Below are 14443 nucleotides of genomic sequence, written 5' to 3' on the forward strand. Positions count from 1 at the left end.
TTTATGGCCGCCATACAAACCCGCATCCGCCAAATGGAGCCCTCACCTTCAACCGGGTATGATGATTTTTTTGTGACCTTTTGAACGCTTGCGCCAGGAGCTTTTTCTTGCCTGACAGTACATCGGGTCAACACCGTCCGGACCAGGACGGTCTGCCCATGGAGCAACGACGCTGGGCCATGTTCGCTATCGTGGTAAGCGTCGGCCTGGCGGTGTTGGACAGCAACATCGTCAACGTGGCGCTACCCACCATTGCCGGGGATCTGGAGATCAGTCCGTCGCAATCGGTGTGGATCGTGAATGCCTATCTGCTCGCCGTGGCCACCACCTTGCTGCCGCTGTCGTCGCTGGGCGACATCGTCGGTTATCGCCGCGTCTATCAGACCGGGCTGGCGGTGTTCACCATCGCGTCCCTGGTGTGCACTCTCGCGGACTCCCTGGTAACACTCACCGCCGCCCGTTTTTTTCAGGGACTGGGTGCCGCCGGGGTCATGAGCGTCAACGCTGCCCTTGTGCGCTTTATCTATCCGTCACGCTTATTGGGCCGGGGCATCGGCCTGATCGCCATGGTGGTGGCCCTATCCTCGGCGGTCGGCCCCACCGTGGCGTCCGGCATTCTGTCAGTGGGATCCTGGTCCTGGCTGTTCGCGGTGAACATCCCCCTGGGCTGTCTGGCCTTCGTGCTGGCCCGCCACAATCTGCCCGAGACCGGCCAGGCTCCACGCCGCTTTGACTGGGGCAGCGCGCTCCTCAATGCACTGGGCATCGGCTTGCTGGTCATGGCGGTGGACAGTCTTGCCCATGGCATGGGCGGTACCGTGGCGGCGCTGGCACTGGCCGCCTCGCTGGTGGTGATCGCGCTGTTGGTACGCCGGCAGCTGTCCCAATCGTCGCCGCTGTTGCCGGTGGATCTGCTACGTATTCCGCCGTTCGCCCTGGCCATCGGCACCTCGTTTTGCGCCTTCACCAGTCAGATGGCCGCGTTTATCGCTCTGCCCTTTTATCTGCATGACATTCTCGGCTACAGCGCGGTGGAAACCGGGCTGCTGATGACACCTTGGCCCGCGGCGGTGGCGGTCACCGCCCCCATCGCCGGGCGATTGGCGGATCGTTATCCCATCGGCGTGTTGTGTTCCCTCGGGCTGCTGCTGAAAATGACCGGATTACTATTACTTGCCGCGCTACCGGAACAACCGTCATTGCCAGCGCTGCTGGGATCCATGGCACTGTGCGGCATCGGTTTCGGGCTGTTTCAGGCGCCCAACAATCGCGCCATGATCGGGTCGGCGCCAAGAGAGCGTAGCGGTGGCGCCGGCGGCATGCAGGGCACCACCCGGCTGATTGGACAGACCCTGGGCGCGGCGCTCACTGCCCTGGTGTTCGGACAGTTGACCAACGGCATCACCCCGGCGTTGATCATGGCCGCCACCTTTGCCGCCTGCGCCGCGGCAATCAGTCTGTTACGGATCCGCTCCACACCCCGGCTATAAGCTGCCTCGGGCAGCCAACGCGCTCCAGGTCACGGTCACCAGTTCGCGCAGATGCGTGGTTGGCGCGGCGGCGCTCTCCGACGCCAACCAGGCCCGGCACAGCAGCTGGGCCGGCCCCAACAAGGTGGCCACCACCACCTCCGGGGACACCGGTTTGAGTGTGCCCTCCGCCACATGTCGCCGCACCCAGGCGGACACCGTCGACATCAATTTGGTATTGGCCTGTTCCACCTGACGGGCCAGATCCTCGCCCCATCCCGTGTAGCCGCGCTCGGACAGGAATCGCGCCCAGTCCCGGTTTCCCTCGGTCCATTCCAGGTGGTAACGCAGCAACGCCGCGACGACGTCACGAGCGCCACCGCCTTGCTCCAACTGTGCCGCCAAGCCGCCCTGATAGTCCCGGATCCCCTCCAGATAAACCGCCTCGCACAGGCTCTGCTTGTTGGCGAAGAAGTGAAACAAGCTGCCATTGCTCACCTCGGCCCGCTCACGAATTGCCTGCATGGTGGCGCTGGCCACGCCCTTTTCCACGAAAGTGGTCAGCGCGGCGACGATGATCTTGTCACGTGTGTCCGAACTCGGCATTCCCGGCCCTCGAGTGGGGGAGTGGAAAGTGGAGAGCAAAGCACCCTAATGCGATTCGCCACAAGGCACAACCTGTGTGGATTGACGCTAATAGAGTATACCTCTAGAGTAATACTCCATTAACGGTATCGCTATTCCGGTGATGCCCCGAACCCGGGAGACTCTCCATGCACGCCTCTTTGCAGCAGGCCCGGCAGGTCCTGGCCGAGCAAGCCTTCAGCGCCCTGTTGGGGACGGAATTACTGGACTATCAGCGGGGAAAAGCGACTCTGCGCCTGAAGGTGAAGGACGATCTGCGCCAGCAATACGGCTTCGTCCACGGCGGCGTCCTGAGCTATCTGGCCGATAACGCGCTGGCGTTCGCCGGTGGCACGGTTCTGGAGCCGCTGGTATTTTCCTCGGAATTCAAGATCAACTACTTGCGCCCCGCCGGCGGCGACACCCTGCTGGCGGAGGCCACGGTGATTCATGCCGGCCGTAATCAGGCCGTGGTCCGTTGCGACATTTACGATTGCCGTGAGGAGCAGCGCAAACTCTGCGTGGCGGCCCAGGGCACCATCGTCCGCAGTCCGCCTCCATCGAACTGAGCGGCCGGCCGCGCCTCGTTTTACCCGCGCGGACGGATGAACTTTTCACGCGCCCGCGCTACTTCCTCTCTCATGACACAACCGTGGGCGTGATCATTGACCAGCCCCATTGATTGCATGAAGGCGTACATCGTGGTCGGCCCAACGAACTTCCATCCGCGTTTCTTCAGCGCCTTGGAAAGCGCCGTAGACTCCGGAGAGATGGAGACGGTCTGGGGCGCCGGCAGGCCCGCCTCATCCGGTTCATAGCGCCAGAGAAACGCCGCCAAGGTCCCTTCTTGTTCCACCATGTCCCGGGCCCGTCGGGCGTTGTTGATCACCGCCTCGATCTTGCCACGGTGGCGGATAATACCCGGGTCCTCCAGCAGCCGCGCCACGTCCCGGTCGCCGAAGCGGGCAATCCTGTTGAAGTCAAAGTGGCGGAAGACTTCACGGAAACGGGGCCGCTTGTTCAGAATGGTTCGCCAACTGAGCCCGGACTGAAACCCTTCCAGGCAGAGTTTTTCGAATAGCCGGTGATCATCGTCCACCGGAAAGCCCCACTCATTGTCGTGATAATGCAAAAACTCTGGCGCCGCCTGGCACCAGCGACAGCGAGTTTGGCCGTCGGCGCCAACCATGGTATCCGTCATCACCTGCTCCTTGTACGATCAAATGGCCGCGGCGTCATCGGCCAGAAACCGCAAACGCGGATCCGCTCGGCCCGGCTCGATCTCAATGATCTCGGCGCTGACCACGCCTTCCTGGACGAAAGGGTCTTCACCAACTCGCTCCTTCAGGTCGGACATCGATACACCGCGGGCCATCAACGCGCCACCCGTGCCGCCGGGCAAACTACCCACCAGTACAAACACACCGGCGGCGAAACCCTGTTCGATCCAGTCCTTGTGCGCCGCCATCAAGCGGCCAGCCTCGGCTTTGTCACCGGTGAACTTCAATAACACGATAAACATGGGTGCTTCCCCCTCTTTCCAGGATTCCCAGCTGTTGTCCTCACGCCGCTTCGGCGCAGTTTTCAAGCCATTGTTCCAGGTGCGCCACTTCCTCGCGGATAAAGCGCTCATCGTGAAAGGCATTGGCCAGGGTGGCCACACCCTGGCTCCAGGCCAGAACATGCAAGGCGAAACGATCCGCGTTCCTGCTGCAGCCGAGTTGTGAAAATTGATGCCGCAACCAGTCGCGAAACAAAGTGAACAGACGATTGGCCTCCGCCCGTGAAGGATGGTCGAGTTTGGCCAATTCCGAACACAACGTTCCCACCGGGCAACCGTGCTGCATGATTCGGGTGCGATTGGCGATCAGGATGTGGATGAAACTGCGGATACGGGCTCGCGGTGAATCCCCCCGCGCGTGCCACTGATCCAGCATCACCTGAGTCTTGCCGAGACGCGCCTGGATCACCGCGTCAAGAATGTCGTCTTTGGTTTTGAAGTGATAATAGAAATTGCCCCGGGAAATGTTCACCGCCTCGGCAATGTCGGAAAACGAAGTCCGCTCGAATCCCTTGCGGTAAAACAGCTCATCCGCCTCCGCGACAATACGCTCCCGCGTGCTGACCTTTGCCATGAACGCCACCCTGTCCGGCCGTTATTAACCTTGCAATAGGACGCTTGCCCTAAAAAGCCAAACTAGGACATGCATCCTATTTTGTCAACTGGCGGTGATAGTGGCGAAAAATCTCTCTCCTGGAAATCGTTCAGCGCCAGGGCGAGCTGTCCCGTTTTCCCAGCAGTTGCCAGACCCTCGCCGCGGCGTCGGACAATGGATGAGAGCGTAGCCGGCAGGCACTGACATCGACCCGCACTCCGGTATCCAAAGGCAGTGTCAGCAGATGTCCCGAGGCGATATCCGCCTCGATCAGCAAATCCGGCGCCACCGTGATCGCCTGTCCGGCCCGGCACAACGCCAGACAGGAACTGATCGCCGCCATCTGATACTCGGCACCCTTGCGCTGCTCCAGCAAGGCCTGGAACCAGGGTGACAGCCTTTGCCGATACTCCATGGGCACAATCGGCAATGCCCATGGCATCCGTGCCATGAATGCCCGGGCAGCGGCAGGATCCTCTCCGACCGGTTCTTTCTCCCCGCGGACCCAGGCCGCCGGCGCCACCACCCGCAGCGGCAAATGACGCAACGGCTGAACCACGGTATCGGCCTGATCCGCCAGGGTTTCCAATTGCGGGCGGTCATAGACCAGAAAGTCGTACCGGTAGGCGTACAGCCCCTCCTGCAGGGCATCAAACTGATCCGCGTGCAGATCCAGCCGGATCCCGCTGCCCTCGCGCCGTAACGGTCCGGCCAGGCTCTGGCCGAGAATATCCGGCGCGAAAGGTCCGCAGCCGATCCGCACCAGGCCGCTGCGCCCTTCGTGGAAACGGGCCACCAGCAGGTCCAGCCCGGCCACTTCGTCGAGCACCCTGCCCGCCTGCTTGTACAACGCCCGGGCCAGGTCGGTGGGGCGCAGGGAGCGCGTGTGTCGTTGGAACAGAGCACCGCCGAGACGCGCTTCCAGCTTACCGAGACTGTGGCTCAGGGCCGGTTGTGACATCCCCAGGGCACGCGCCGCCGCCGACAGGCTGTCGTGCTCGTACACCGCCCGGAATTGAACCAGCTGCTGCAGGGGCCACATCGGCGCTCTCCTTGTTGTCATCCGGCCATCTTGGAACATTCATAAATAACAAGAATGGATTTATTCACCCTGTTTATCAATGATCCCGGCATACTCCGGTCATCCAATAACCAATAGCAGGGCACATCATGACCGGACCGGATCGGCGCACCGTTCTCAAACACCTGGCCTTGGGGGCCGCCGCGCTGGGAGTCAGCCGCCCCGCCGGCGCCCGCGCTCCCTCGCCGACCGGCGGTGACCGGCCGCTTAATGTACTGCTGCTGGTATCGGACCAGGAACGCTCCTGGATGGATCTGCCGGCGGAGCTGGATCTGCCGGCGCATCGGACCCTGCTCGCCGAGGGCGTGGGCTTCAACCAATATCATGTGAACACCTCGCCGTGTTCTCCGTCGCGCTCGGTGATGTACACCGGACAGCACACCATGCGCACCGGCATGACCGCCAACCTGCATGCGCCGCCCTTTCCCACTCTGAACCCGGATCTGCCCACCGTCGGCCACTTCTTTCAGGAGATGGGTTATCACACCGCCTATAAGGGCAAATGGCACTTATCGGACATTGAGGACGGTCCGGGTCTGCTCTATGGCAGCTACCCAAGCCGGGACAAGGCTCTGGAGGAATACGGCTTCCACGACTACAACCTCACCGGCGATGTGCACGGCTCGGTATGGCAGGGTTATCTGGCCGATCGCATGGTGGCCGGCGAAGCCAGTCACTGGCTGGCGCGGCGCAGTCACCAGGTGGACAAGCCATGGATGCTGGCGGTGAATTTCGTCAACCCCCACGACATCATGTTCTTCTCCAGCGGCGCGCGGCAGGAACAGTCGCGGGTCAATCCTGATTTCATGGCGCCGCTGCGGCCGCCGCCCAACGACCCGGTGTACGAGGCGGATTGGCGTCATATTCCGCTACCGCGCTCCTTCCATCGCGCCAATCTGATCGACAAACCCTGGTGCCACCGCTCTTACGCCCAGGTACTCGACGCCATTTATGGCCACATCGATAAACAGGACGAAGCCGCCTGGCGCGCCAATCAAAGCTACTACTTCAACTGCATTCGCGATGTGTCCCGTCAGGTGGAGCATGTGCTGCAGGCACTCAAGGCCAGCGGCCAGTGGGACAACACCATCATCGTCTATACCGCCGACCACGGCGAAATGGCGGGCGCCCAGGGACTGCGCCAAAAAGGCCCGCTGATCTACAAGGAAAACAGCCGCGTGCCCCTGATCATCCGCCATCCGGATGTTCAGGGCGGACGCCGGGTGGACAATCTGGGCAGCACGGTGGATTTGCTGCCCACTCTGGTGGGGCTCGCCAGCGCGGGCAAACACAAGTGCGACACGCCAGGCGTGGACCTGAGCCCGGCACTCAACGGCAAAACCACCGAACGAGATGATCGGGGCGTGCTGTTCGCCTATGGCGTGCTGCTTTACACCGATCCGGAAGCGACCCGGCGGCTGGCCAAGGAGGGGGATGAGATCACGCCCATGGCCATGCTCGCCGACTTTTTCAAGCAACTGCGCCTGGGCCCCGAATTGGGTAATCGGGGTCTGCATAGGGGGGTGCACGACGGCCGCTATAAGTTCGCGCGCTATTTCAGTCCCGACAGCCATCACACGCCGACGGACTGGGAAACGCTGCGAGCGCATAACGATCTGGAGTTGTATGACACTCATACCGATCCGGATGAGCTCAACAATCTCGCGGCCGACCCGGAGAAGGTAAAGCCTCTGCTGATGGCCATGAACGAAAAAACCAACCAATTGGTGGCCGCCGAAATTGGCAAGGACGAAGGCCAGGAATTCCCCGGCCCGACCTTTCTTTACCGACTTTGACGGAGAACAACACCGCGGCTCCCCCGCGGCGCTTTTTATGGCGGTTCCATGTGAAACGGCATGGGACCGTTTTTTTTAACCTTCCCGCCCCCAATAGAAGTCCTCCCGCCAATAACGGAACTTGCCGAAATCGCCGTGATTCTGCGGCACGCTGTCGTCGTTGGCGGGAAACACTTTCAGGTAGGCATTGCCGGCATCACGGTAAAACGGCAGTAAATGCCGGGCGTTGGTCCAACGGCCGGAGCGGCGATCCAGCATGTGATCCGGTTGCGTCAGCATGTCATCCAGCCACACCAGCAGACTGCCGTTGGGAATCAGAAAATAGCCGCGCACTTCCCTTTCTTCGCTGGTGGGATGCAAGACCAGATTATAGAACGCCACGTCCGGATCATCGGCGTGCGCCTTCAACCAGGGATAGGTTTTGTCGATCCAGTTGCGGCTGCTGTCGGCGGCCCCCATATGGATGATGGTTTTATACGGCAGTTGCGGGTACAAAGACACCAGCTCGTTGGCGACGATGGCGCCCATACTGTGCCCGACCAATGTGATTTCCATGGTCATGCCCGCCGGCAAACGCCGGTTCAGCTCATCAAGACGCCGTGCCAGCACCGCCACCACGCCATTGCCTTCCACCGCGCAATCGTCACCACAATAGTCCTCGTTGTAGCCAAGCACGTCCGCTTCCATGGTGGTCAGATGCTTGGTGCGCCGCAGCATCATGCTCCAGGCCGGTGTCCCCAGGCCCTGCACCGCCGGCGTGGTCACCAGACGGACCACGCCCGGCACCACCTGCCCGGTGCGATACAGCGTCTGATCCAGGAAGGAATAGGGCTCGCTCTCCGGCCAGTACAGGGCCTCATCGTCCTGGTAGTCGGGCCGGTCCCGATCCATGCCGCGCTGTCTCGCGTCAGCGGCGGCGATGCTGTTGGCGGTCACGTCCCAACCGGTTTCCGGAAATTTCACCAGACCGCTCAAGGTGTCGCTCAGGGTATAAACCGTGCCTCGCACCGGGGCCATCGGGCCACGGGCAATGCCACCGTTACGCACCGAGGTGAAGCGGTCCCAGAACGAGACAAAAGCACCAGAGCGCCAACTGACATAGAGCGGATAAAAACCGTCACACTCCATCTCCGCCAGATAACGGTCCAGGCGTTCGTCGTTATAACTGGGGTGGTTAAGACCGCCATGGAAAAACAACAGTACCTTGAGCGTGTCTCCGCCACGTCCCTTTTCCCGCCGCGCCCGCGCCAGCATGTCTGCTTCAATGTCGTCCAACAGCGCCTGGTAGCGGGCATATAGATTACGGTTGCCGGCATCATCCTGGGGGACAACACCACGCTCGGCCTGGAACCGGTCCATTGATTTGAAGTCGGCCGGTTCGATGGAATACGGATCATAGGCCCCGTTGAGGTCGCTGCCGATGTGGTGCAGGCGATTGGGGTCGCCCTGATCGTATTGGGGTTTGGGGAAAAGCCGGGCGCAGCCGGACAACATCATCAGGCTAACGGCAAGCAGCACTACACCTGACAAACGGGTCCGGCCAGTCACGTTGCAGGTGGATGGCATATCGAAATCCTTTTTGTATTGTTATGTGGTTCTGGTCATTCCCGCCCTGAATAAAGCACAGTCAAAAATGTGACGTCAATCACAAAATCAGCGCTCCCCGTGGCCAAGCATCGCCGTGGCTTCTCGGCCGGCCAGTGCCAAAAGACAGCCGCCGCCGACCAGCAAGTACAGATAAAAGGTCATGAACCGCCACACCAGCAACACCGTGGCGGTGGTCACCGCTCCCAGCCAGGGGGTCAGTAAGGCGGCGCCGGCAACCTCAGCCCCGCCGGCGCCACCGGGCAGCAAGGTCAGATACCCTGCTCCCATCGCCATCATCTGTACAAAGAAGCCGTACACCCAGTCCACATGTTTGCCCAGCGCCAGCACGGTGAGATAAATCACCGAATAACGCAGCAACCAGTGCGCCAGACACAGACCGAACAGGGCCATCAACCGGCGGCGCGGCACTCGCAGAGTTTCCGCCATGCTCTGGCGAAAGCGCAGCAGCGCCCGTGCCAGGGCACGCCGTCGCCGCAGCGGCACCTGCCAGCGTTCCAGCCAAGGGTCGGTGAACCGCAGGATGTCACTGAACCGGTTCGCCACCAGCCAGCACAGCAACAGTGCCAGCCCCAGCAGTACCATCGGTAAAACCAGTTGCCACCAGCCCTCCAAATCCAGATAACGGCTCAACCCATACAGCGCCACTGTCGGCAATAACACCAGAAACACCACCAGGTCGGTGATCTGATCCACCGCGAACACCGCCGTGGCGGTGGCCGGTGTCACCTGGTAGCGGCGCAGCAGCGCCACCAGCGTAAAGGGCGCGCCACTACCGCCGGGGGTGGCGTTAAGCGCGCATTCGGTGGCCATCACCGTGGCGAGCGCACCGCCGTGGCCCAGCCCTTCGGCGCGCTCCGCCAGCATGATGCGCAGCCGCCAGGCATTGAGGTTCCAGCACAGGAAGATCATCGCCACCATCAGCAGCAACCAACCCGCCGGAATAAGCGTCAGCCCGTGAAAGGCGCCGGCGCCCCCCAGCACCAGCGGCACCAGCGCGCCCAGCCCCAGAGCCAGGAGCAACAGCCACCAGCGGCGCCTCACACCGCGTCCCCTGTCAACTCGTCCAGCCATTGGGACTTGGTCAACGCCCGGCGGCACCCGGCCAGCCGCTCAATGGTGGCGATCCAGGCCCGCCGCGAGCGTTGGTGGCGCATGTCCACCGGGTGCACCGCCAGACGCAATACCGGCGCGGAGCGATACACCCATTCCCGTGCCAGATTGACGCCCTGGAACAAACCGCGGCGCCACGGCGAGCGGGCGGACCATACCAGTGTCGGTGTCGCCAGAAACAGGCCGCTGCCCGGGCAATGGAAGCCGTCCCGGTCGGTCCAATAAGAAAACCCGGCCTCGGCGATGGCGGCGCGGGAGCCTGCGCTGGTCATCCACCCCGGTGGCACGAAGCCGCGGGCTGGCCAGCCGAGCTGGTGAAACATCGCCAGGCCTCGCTGTATGCGCGCTGCCGCCGTTTCTCCGTCGAGGGCGGCGAACTCACCTTCGTGCGTCAACAAACGCCGGCGCACCCACCCCCCCGGCGTGGTCGGTGGCGGGCTGTCGTCATGATGGAAATAACCGTGCAGCACCAGTTCGTCACCGCGTCGGCGGCGCTGTTCCAGCGCCTGACAAAAAGGCTCGTCGTCGATAAAGCGCCCGCCGCCATGAAAGTCCGGTACCACCAGTAGAGTCAGCGGAATTCGCGGGTGGCGCTCCAGGGCACGCAATAACGGTTGATAATCCGCCCAGGTCGCCGGGCATACATCGTGCAGCGACAACAGGAAGGCGCTGTCGGGGCGGGAATCAGGTCTGGGGGCCATGATGTTCCGATATCCGCGTTTCAGGACGGGCGCCAATCAGCCGGCGATAGTGGCGCACCAGACTGTCCACTACCTTGTCCCAGCCATGCTCCGCTTCCACATGGCGTCGGGCCCGCTCACCCAGGGACACCGGATCGTGCTCCTCGAACAAGGCGCGTACCGCCGCCGCCATGGCCACCCCGTCATGGGGAGGCACCCTTAATCCGCAGTCCTCCGGCACCACTTCCGGCAAGGCGCCGCCGTCGGCGCAAATCACCGGGATGCCGGAAGCCATCGCCTCCAGCGCCACCAGACCGAAGGTTTCCTGATCTCCGGCATGCAGCAGCGCATCCGATGACGCCAGCCAGACCGCCACTTCCGCCGCTGGCATGAAATGCTCGAATACCGTGGCGTTACCCGGCGCCTCCGGTTGCGGCCCGGTCCCGATCAGCAACAAGTGGTAACCCGAACCCAGTTCCCGCAAGGCGTCGAACAACACCGGCAGATGTTTTTCCTGGGAGCCCCGGCCGGCGAACACCAATAACCGTTCGTGCTCTCCGAGTCCCAGCCGCGCCCGGGCTAGAGGGTCGGCCCGATTGGGGTGAAAAACGTGGGCGTCCACGCCAAGCGGCTGGATTTCCACATTATGCAGTCCACAGTCCCACAGCCGCTCGGCCATCACCCGGGACGGGCTCAGCACCAGGTCGAATCCGTCGTACAGCTTCCGGACGTAGGCGCGGGTGGCCCCGTCCAGCACCGGGCTGATGCGGTTGTGCAGAAGCGTGATCAGATCGGAGTGGTAAAACGCCACCGCCGGCACGTCCAGCATTCGCGCCGCTCGCCGGGCCGCCCAGGCAGGCGTGTAGGGATCACCGGCCTCGATCAGATCCGGCTGCAAACCGGCGACGATGTGACTCCACAATCCCACCCGGGTTGGGAAGCGGAAGCCCGGCGCCATCGGCAGGTTGAGTGCCGGCAGTTGTATGAAGTCCCCCTGCAGCACCGTCTCCGCGCCCGGGTACACCACCTTATGTTCCATGTCCCTGGCCAACAGCCCCTTGCGCTTGCTGTCCACATAGGTGTGCACCCCGCCGCTGGACTGCGCATAAAACAAAGTGGTATCGATGACTCTCAAGCGTGACTCCTTTCTCTCGCCTGTGGTGAGCGCCCGGGACAGCACCGATTTGTGACCCGGTAATGACCCGGGGGTTTCAATATTGTGATAGGACGAACGGCGCAAGCGTTCAATAGGAAAGGAGGAAAAATTTCACAACCCCGCGAATTCCCTGAGGCCGGACTGGTAAAGGGTTGTAAAACGCGTCAGCGGGCGCGCAGCGGGTCCTGGCGATAGAATTGCGCCAGCTGGCCATAGACCTCCGGCAGAATCTGTTCGAGAGGCTCCGGTGTCTCGAAAAAGCTTTCCGTGATCACGGCGAAGAATTCCCCCGGATCCTGCAGGGCATAGGGATCGAGGAAAGGCTCCCCGTCCCGCTCCGCCTGTTCCAGCGCGCTCCAGGCCCGCGTGAAGGTATCATGCCAGACCCGGGCATCCATGCCGTGGTGCAGAGGAGGCGCGCCGTTGGCGCTGCCGCTGCGCATATCCAGCTTGTGCGCCATCTCGTGCAGCACCACATTGAACCCCGGCTCCGATGACGCCGCCTGCACGTCCTGCCAGGACAGCAGCACCGGCCCCCGGTCCCAGGCTTCGCCAGCCAGCACCCGTCCCTCACTGTGAACAATGCCGAACTCGTCCATTTCATCGCCGGGTGTGACGAAAGCGTCCTCGTAGACGATCACCGTGTACCAACCGTCATACCAATCCAGATCCAGGCCCATGATCATCACTACCGCCATGGTGGCGATCTTCAATTCCATGGCCGGAGTCACCTGGAAATCACCGCCGCCGCGAAACTCCTTACGCAACAGGAAGCGCAACGTCTGCTGGAACAGCCTCTCGCGGCGCTCTCCCTGGTAACGCCGTGCTGGCGCCCAGTCGGCAATGGCGTCTTCCCATTGTTCCCGGGTCACCGGCAAACGGGCCAAACGTCGGTTTTCCAGCCACAGACGGGTACGGTCAAACATGAGAGGTCCAGCAGGTGGAACAGGGTCGCGCGGAAGCGCTCAGGCAGCTTGCCCCGTTCCCGCCACACGTACAAGCACGGAACGATTGCAGGCTGTTTCAGCACACCCGCACGCCGATTCGCTGGCAAGCCAGCGGATCGGCCTGGCGTATTGCATGAGCGGCGATTGTCGTGCTGCCCCCTCCGCCTCCTGCTACACTTCGTTCCTGCGTCCGTGCTGATGCTTTTTCCGCTTTTATCCCTGGGAGAGAAAACAATGGTGTTGTCCATGGCCGTGCCTTTGGTGCTGCATATACTGGCGGCGGTGATTTGGGTTGGCGGCATGTTTTTCGCCTACATGGCTTTGCGCCCCGCCATGGGCGCCACTCTGGATCCGGAGTCCCGGCCACGCCTGTGGCTGCACACGCTGGACCGTTTTTTCCGCTGGGTGTGGGGTTGCGTGGCGGTGCTGCTGATCACCGGCCTGTGGATGGTGTTCGGTGTCTATGGCGGCATGGGTTCCACTGGCGCCTATGTGCATACCATGCTGGCGCTGGGCCTGGTAATGATGGCGCTGTTCGCCCACGTCTACTTTGCGCCCTTTCGCCGCCTGCGCCAGGCGGTAACGGTCCGCCATAACGCCGACGCCGCGTTTCAGATCGGACAGATCCGGCGCATTGTCGGCATCAACCTGCTGCTGGGTCTGCTGGTGATCAGCATCGCCGCCGCCGGCCCCTATTTCTAAGAGTCTGTTTCGGATCCAGCGATGCCACGGCCTGGGCCGTGGCCGGTGAAGCCGCCATGCCGCCGTGCTAGAATCCGCATCGCCGTGCAATGCGGCCCCACACTTGTAGCGGAGTTATGGCCCTTCCCAGTTCGACCAAATCGGATCTTCTGCTGGTCTGCGTGACCTTGCTGGCGGCGGTCAGTTGGATGTTCTCCAAGGAGGCGGTGTTACTGATGCCGCCTCTTCTATTCATGTGTCTGCGTTTCCTGCTGGCCGGCCTGATTCTGGCGTTGGTGGGTCATCGGCAATTGCGCCGCATGAACCGGGACAAATATTGGCGCAGCGTCCAGGTAGGCATGGTGTTCGGCACCGCCATGAGTTTCTGGATCATGGGATTGCACTACGGCAATCACGTCGGTGAAGGCGCTTTCATCACCAGCCTTGGCGTGGTGCTGGTCCCGGTCATGGCGCGCCTGGTGTTCAAGGAGCAGCCGCCGCTGAGTACCTGGCTGGCCCTGCCGGTGGCGGTGTGCGGGCTGGCGCTACTGTCGCTGGATGGCGGTTTCCAGGCTGAACTGGGGCAATTGTTCTTCCTTGCCTCGGCGATGATTTTCGCCCTGTTTTTCACCCTCAATACCCGCGCCGCCAATAACGCCACCATCACCGGCAGCGGCGGCCGGATCACCACCCGGGAACGGGTACCGGCACTGGCGCTGACCTCGGTGGTGCTGGTTACCGTGGGCCTGGTCACCGGCACCGCGTCCCTGTTGCTGGAGCCTTGGCGCCCCACTTTCCAGTCCGGCGAACTGGGGCTGGTGATCGCCGCCTGGGTGATCGCCAGCGCCACCCTGGGCACCGCCGCGCGTTTCTTTCTGCAGACCTACGCGCAGAGCTTGTCCATGCACAGTCATGGCGTGGTAATCATGATCCTGGAGCCGATGTGGACCGCGCTGCTGGCCGCCCTCTGGTTCGGTGAGACCATGAGCGCCACCCAACTGGGCGGCTGCGCGATGATCTTCCTGGCGCTGCTGGTCAACCGCTGGGGCGCGATACGGCGAGTGCTAAAGCGCTGGATCGATCAGCGCCGGGCCGCCCGCGCATGATCCAACCGGACCGTGGCGGCCCGCTACTG

15 protein-coding genes are annotated in these 14443 nt (G+C 62.4%); 5 read left to right on the top strand and 10 right to left on the bottom strand.

Annotation, left to right across the window (positions count from 1 at the left end; translation table 11 throughout):
• Positions 1 to 107: 107 nt before the first annotated feature.
• Positions 108 to 1490 carry an MFS transporter gene (locus CRO06_RS11045; RefSeq protein WP_231504720.1) on the top strand — a complete coding sequence of 461 codons (1383 nt, stop codon included), beginning with the start codon at positions 108 to 110 and terminating at the stop codon, positions 1488 to 1490.
• On the opposite strand, the gene CRO06_RS11050 is transcribed toward CRO06_RS11045, so the two are convergent.
• Positions 1485 to 2075, bottom strand: a complete 591-nt coding sequence (locus CRO06_RS11050) for a TetR/AcrR family transcriptional regulator (protein ID WP_097058440.1) — start codon at positions 2073 to 2075, stop codon at positions 1485 to 1487. The genes CRO06_RS11045 and CRO06_RS11050 overlap by 6 nt on opposite strands.
• Positions 2076 to 2242: 167 nt before the next feature.
• Between CRO06_RS11050 and CRO06_RS11055 the strand changes: the two genes are divergently transcribed.
• Positions 2243 to 2662, top strand: a complete 420-nt coding sequence (locus CRO06_RS11055; protein WP_022994951.1) for a PaaI family thioesterase — start codon at positions 2243 to 2245, stop codon at positions 2660 to 2662.
• 20 nt (positions 2663 to 2682) lie between these two features.
• Here the strand turns inward: CRO06_RS11055 and CRO06_RS11060 are convergent, their stop codons facing one another.
• From CRO06_RS11060 to CRO06_RS11075, 4 genes are all read right to left on the bottom strand, one after another.
• Positions 2683 to 3294: a DNA-3-methyladenine glycosylase I gene (locus CRO06_RS11060; RefSeq protein WP_022994950.1), complete on the bottom strand. Its 612-nt coding sequence runs from the start codon at positions 3292 to 3294 to the stop codon at positions 2683 to 2685.
• 18 nt (positions 3295 to 3312) lie between these two features.
• Positions 3313 to 3615 (bottom strand): YciI family protein, encoded by a 303-nt coding sequence (locus tag CRO06_RS11065; protein ID WP_097058441.1) that lies wholly within the window; start codon positions 3613 to 3615, stop codon positions 3313 to 3315.
• 40 nt (positions 3616 to 3655) lie between these two features.
• On the bottom strand, positions 3656 to 4228 hold the full coding sequence (locus tag CRO06_RS11070) for a TetR/AcrR family transcriptional regulator (protein WP_022994948.1): 573 nt from the start codon (positions 4226 to 4228) through the stop codon (positions 3656 to 3658).
• A 130-nt stretch (positions 4229 to 4358) separates the two neighbouring features.
• Positions 4359 to 5291 carry a LysR family transcriptional regulator gene (locus CRO06_RS11075; protein WP_097058442.1) on the bottom strand — a complete coding sequence of 311 codons (933 nt, stop codon included), beginning with the start codon at positions 5289 to 5291 and terminating at the stop codon, positions 4359 to 4361.
• 128 nt (positions 5292 to 5419) lie between these two features.
• Between CRO06_RS11075 and CRO06_RS11080 the strand changes: the two genes are divergently transcribed.
• Positions 5420 to 7126 carry a sulfatase family protein gene (locus tag CRO06_RS11080; protein ID WP_097058443.1) on the top strand — a complete coding sequence of 569 codons (1707 nt, stop codon included), beginning with the start codon at positions 5420 to 5422 and terminating at the stop codon, positions 7124 to 7126.
• Positions 7127 to 7201: 75 nt separating this feature from the next.
• Here CRO06_RS11080 and CRO06_RS11085 read toward each other — a convergent pair whose 3' ends face one another.
• The 5 genes from CRO06_RS11085 to CRO06_RS11105 all read right to left on the bottom strand — a co-directional run bounded on the left by CRO06_RS11085 (position 7202) and on the right by CRO06_RS11105 (position 12606).
• Positions 7202 to 8692, bottom strand: coding sequence for an alpha/beta hydrolase family protein (locus CRO06_RS11085; protein ID WP_097058444.1), 1491 nt, complete (start codon positions 8690 to 8692; stop codon positions 7202 to 7204).
• A gap of 87 nt (positions 8693 to 8779) precedes the next feature.
• Positions 8780 to 9775, bottom strand: coding sequence for a glucosaminyl phosphatidylglycerol flippase (gpgF, locus tag CRO06_RS11090; RefSeq protein ID WP_233916846.1), 996 nt, complete (start codon positions 9773 to 9775; stop codon positions 8780 to 8782).
• On the bottom strand, positions 9772 to 10545 hold the full coding sequence (gene gpgD, locus CRO06_RS11095) for an N-acetylglucosaminyl phosphatidylglycerol deacetylase (RefSeq protein ID WP_022994943.1): 774 nt from the start codon (positions 10543 to 10545) through the stop codon (positions 9772 to 9774). The genes gpgF and gpgD overlap by 4 nt, the downstream gene beginning before the upstream one ends.
• Positions 10529 to 11659: an N-acetylglucosaminyl phosphatidylglycerol synthase gene (gpgS, locus tag CRO06_RS11100; RefSeq protein ID WP_097058446.1), complete on the bottom strand. Its 1131-nt coding sequence runs from the start codon at positions 11657 to 11659 to the stop codon at positions 10529 to 10531. Before gpgS ends, gpgD begins: the two co-directional genes overlap by 17 nt.
• Before the next feature lie 185 nt (positions 11660 to 11844).
• Entirely contained in the window at positions 11845 to 12606 is a 762-nt protein-coding gene (locus CRO06_RS11105) for a M90 family metallopeptidase (protein WP_022994941.1), read from the bottom strand.
• 255 nt (positions 12607 to 12861) lie between these two features.
• Here CRO06_RS11105 and CRO06_RS11110 point away from each other — a divergent pair, with 255 nt between their 5' ends.
• Both CRO06_RS11110 and CRO06_RS11115 read left to right on the top strand, forming a co-directional pair.
• Positions 12862 to 13329, top strand: a complete 468-nt coding sequence (locus tag CRO06_RS11110; protein ID WP_022994940.1) for a CopD family protein — start codon at positions 12862 to 12864, stop codon at positions 13327 to 13329.
• A gap of 116 nt (positions 13330 to 13445) precedes the next feature.
• On the top strand, positions 13446 to 14414 hold the full coding sequence (locus CRO06_RS11115) for a DMT family transporter (RefSeq protein WP_026949242.1): 969 nt from the start codon (positions 13446 to 13448) through the stop codon (positions 14412 to 14414).
• Positions 14415 to 14443 lie beyond the last annotated feature (29 nt).

Origin of the sequence: Alloalcanivorax xenomutans (assembly GCF_900217905.1) — a bacterium.
GTDB lineage: Bacteria > Pseudomonadota > Gammaproteobacteria > Pseudomonadales > Alcanivoracaceae > Alloalcanivorax > Alloalcanivorax xenomutans.

Coding starts and splice junctions, on each gene's coding strand:
- gpgD (WP_022994943.1), bottom strand. CDS start 10,545: ATGGCCCCCAGACCTGATTCCCGCCCCGACAGCGCCTTCCTGTTGTCG.
- CRO06_RS11055 (WP_022994951.1), top strand. CDS start 2,243: ATGCACGCCTCTTTGCAGCAGGCCCGGCAGGTCCTGGCCGAGCAAGCC.
- CRO06_RS11050 (WP_097058440.1), bottom strand. CDS start 2,075: ATGCCGAGTTCGGACACACGTGACAAGATCATCGTCGCCGCGCTGACC.
- CRO06_RS11115 (WP_026949242.1), top strand. CDS start 13,446: ATGGCCCTTCCCAGTTCGACCAAATCGGATCTTCTGCTGGTCTGCGTG.
- CRO06_RS11085 (WP_097058444.1), bottom strand. CDS start 8,692: ATGCCATCCACCTGCAACGTGACTGGCCGGACCCGTTTGTCAGGTGTA.
- CRO06_RS11110 (WP_022994940.1), top strand. CDS start 12,862: ATGGTGTTGTCCATGGCCGTGCCTTTGGTGCTGCATATACTGGCGGCG.
- CRO06_RS11065 (WP_097058441.1), bottom strand. CDS start 3,615: ATGTTTATCGTGTTATTGAAGTTCACCGGTGACAAAGCCGAGGCTGGC.
- CRO06_RS11080 (WP_097058443.1), top strand. CDS start 5,420: ATGACCGGACCGGATCGGCGCACCGTTCTCAAACACCTGGCCTTGGGG.
- CRO06_RS11105 (WP_022994941.1), bottom strand. CDS start 12,606: ATGTTTGACCGTACCCGTCTGTGGCTGGAAAACCGACGTTTGGCCCGT.
- CRO06_RS11070 (WP_022994948.1), bottom strand. CDS start 4,228: ATGGCAAAGGTCAGCACGCGGGAGCGTATTGTCGCGGAGGCGGATGAG.
- CRO06_RS11075 (WP_097058442.1), bottom strand. CDS start 5,291: ATGTGGCCCCTGCAGCAGCTGGTTCAATTCCGGGCGGTGTACGAGCAC.
- CRO06_RS11060 (WP_022994950.1), bottom strand. CDS start 3,294: ATGACGGATACCATGGTTGGCGCCGACGGCCAAACTCGCTGTCGCTGG.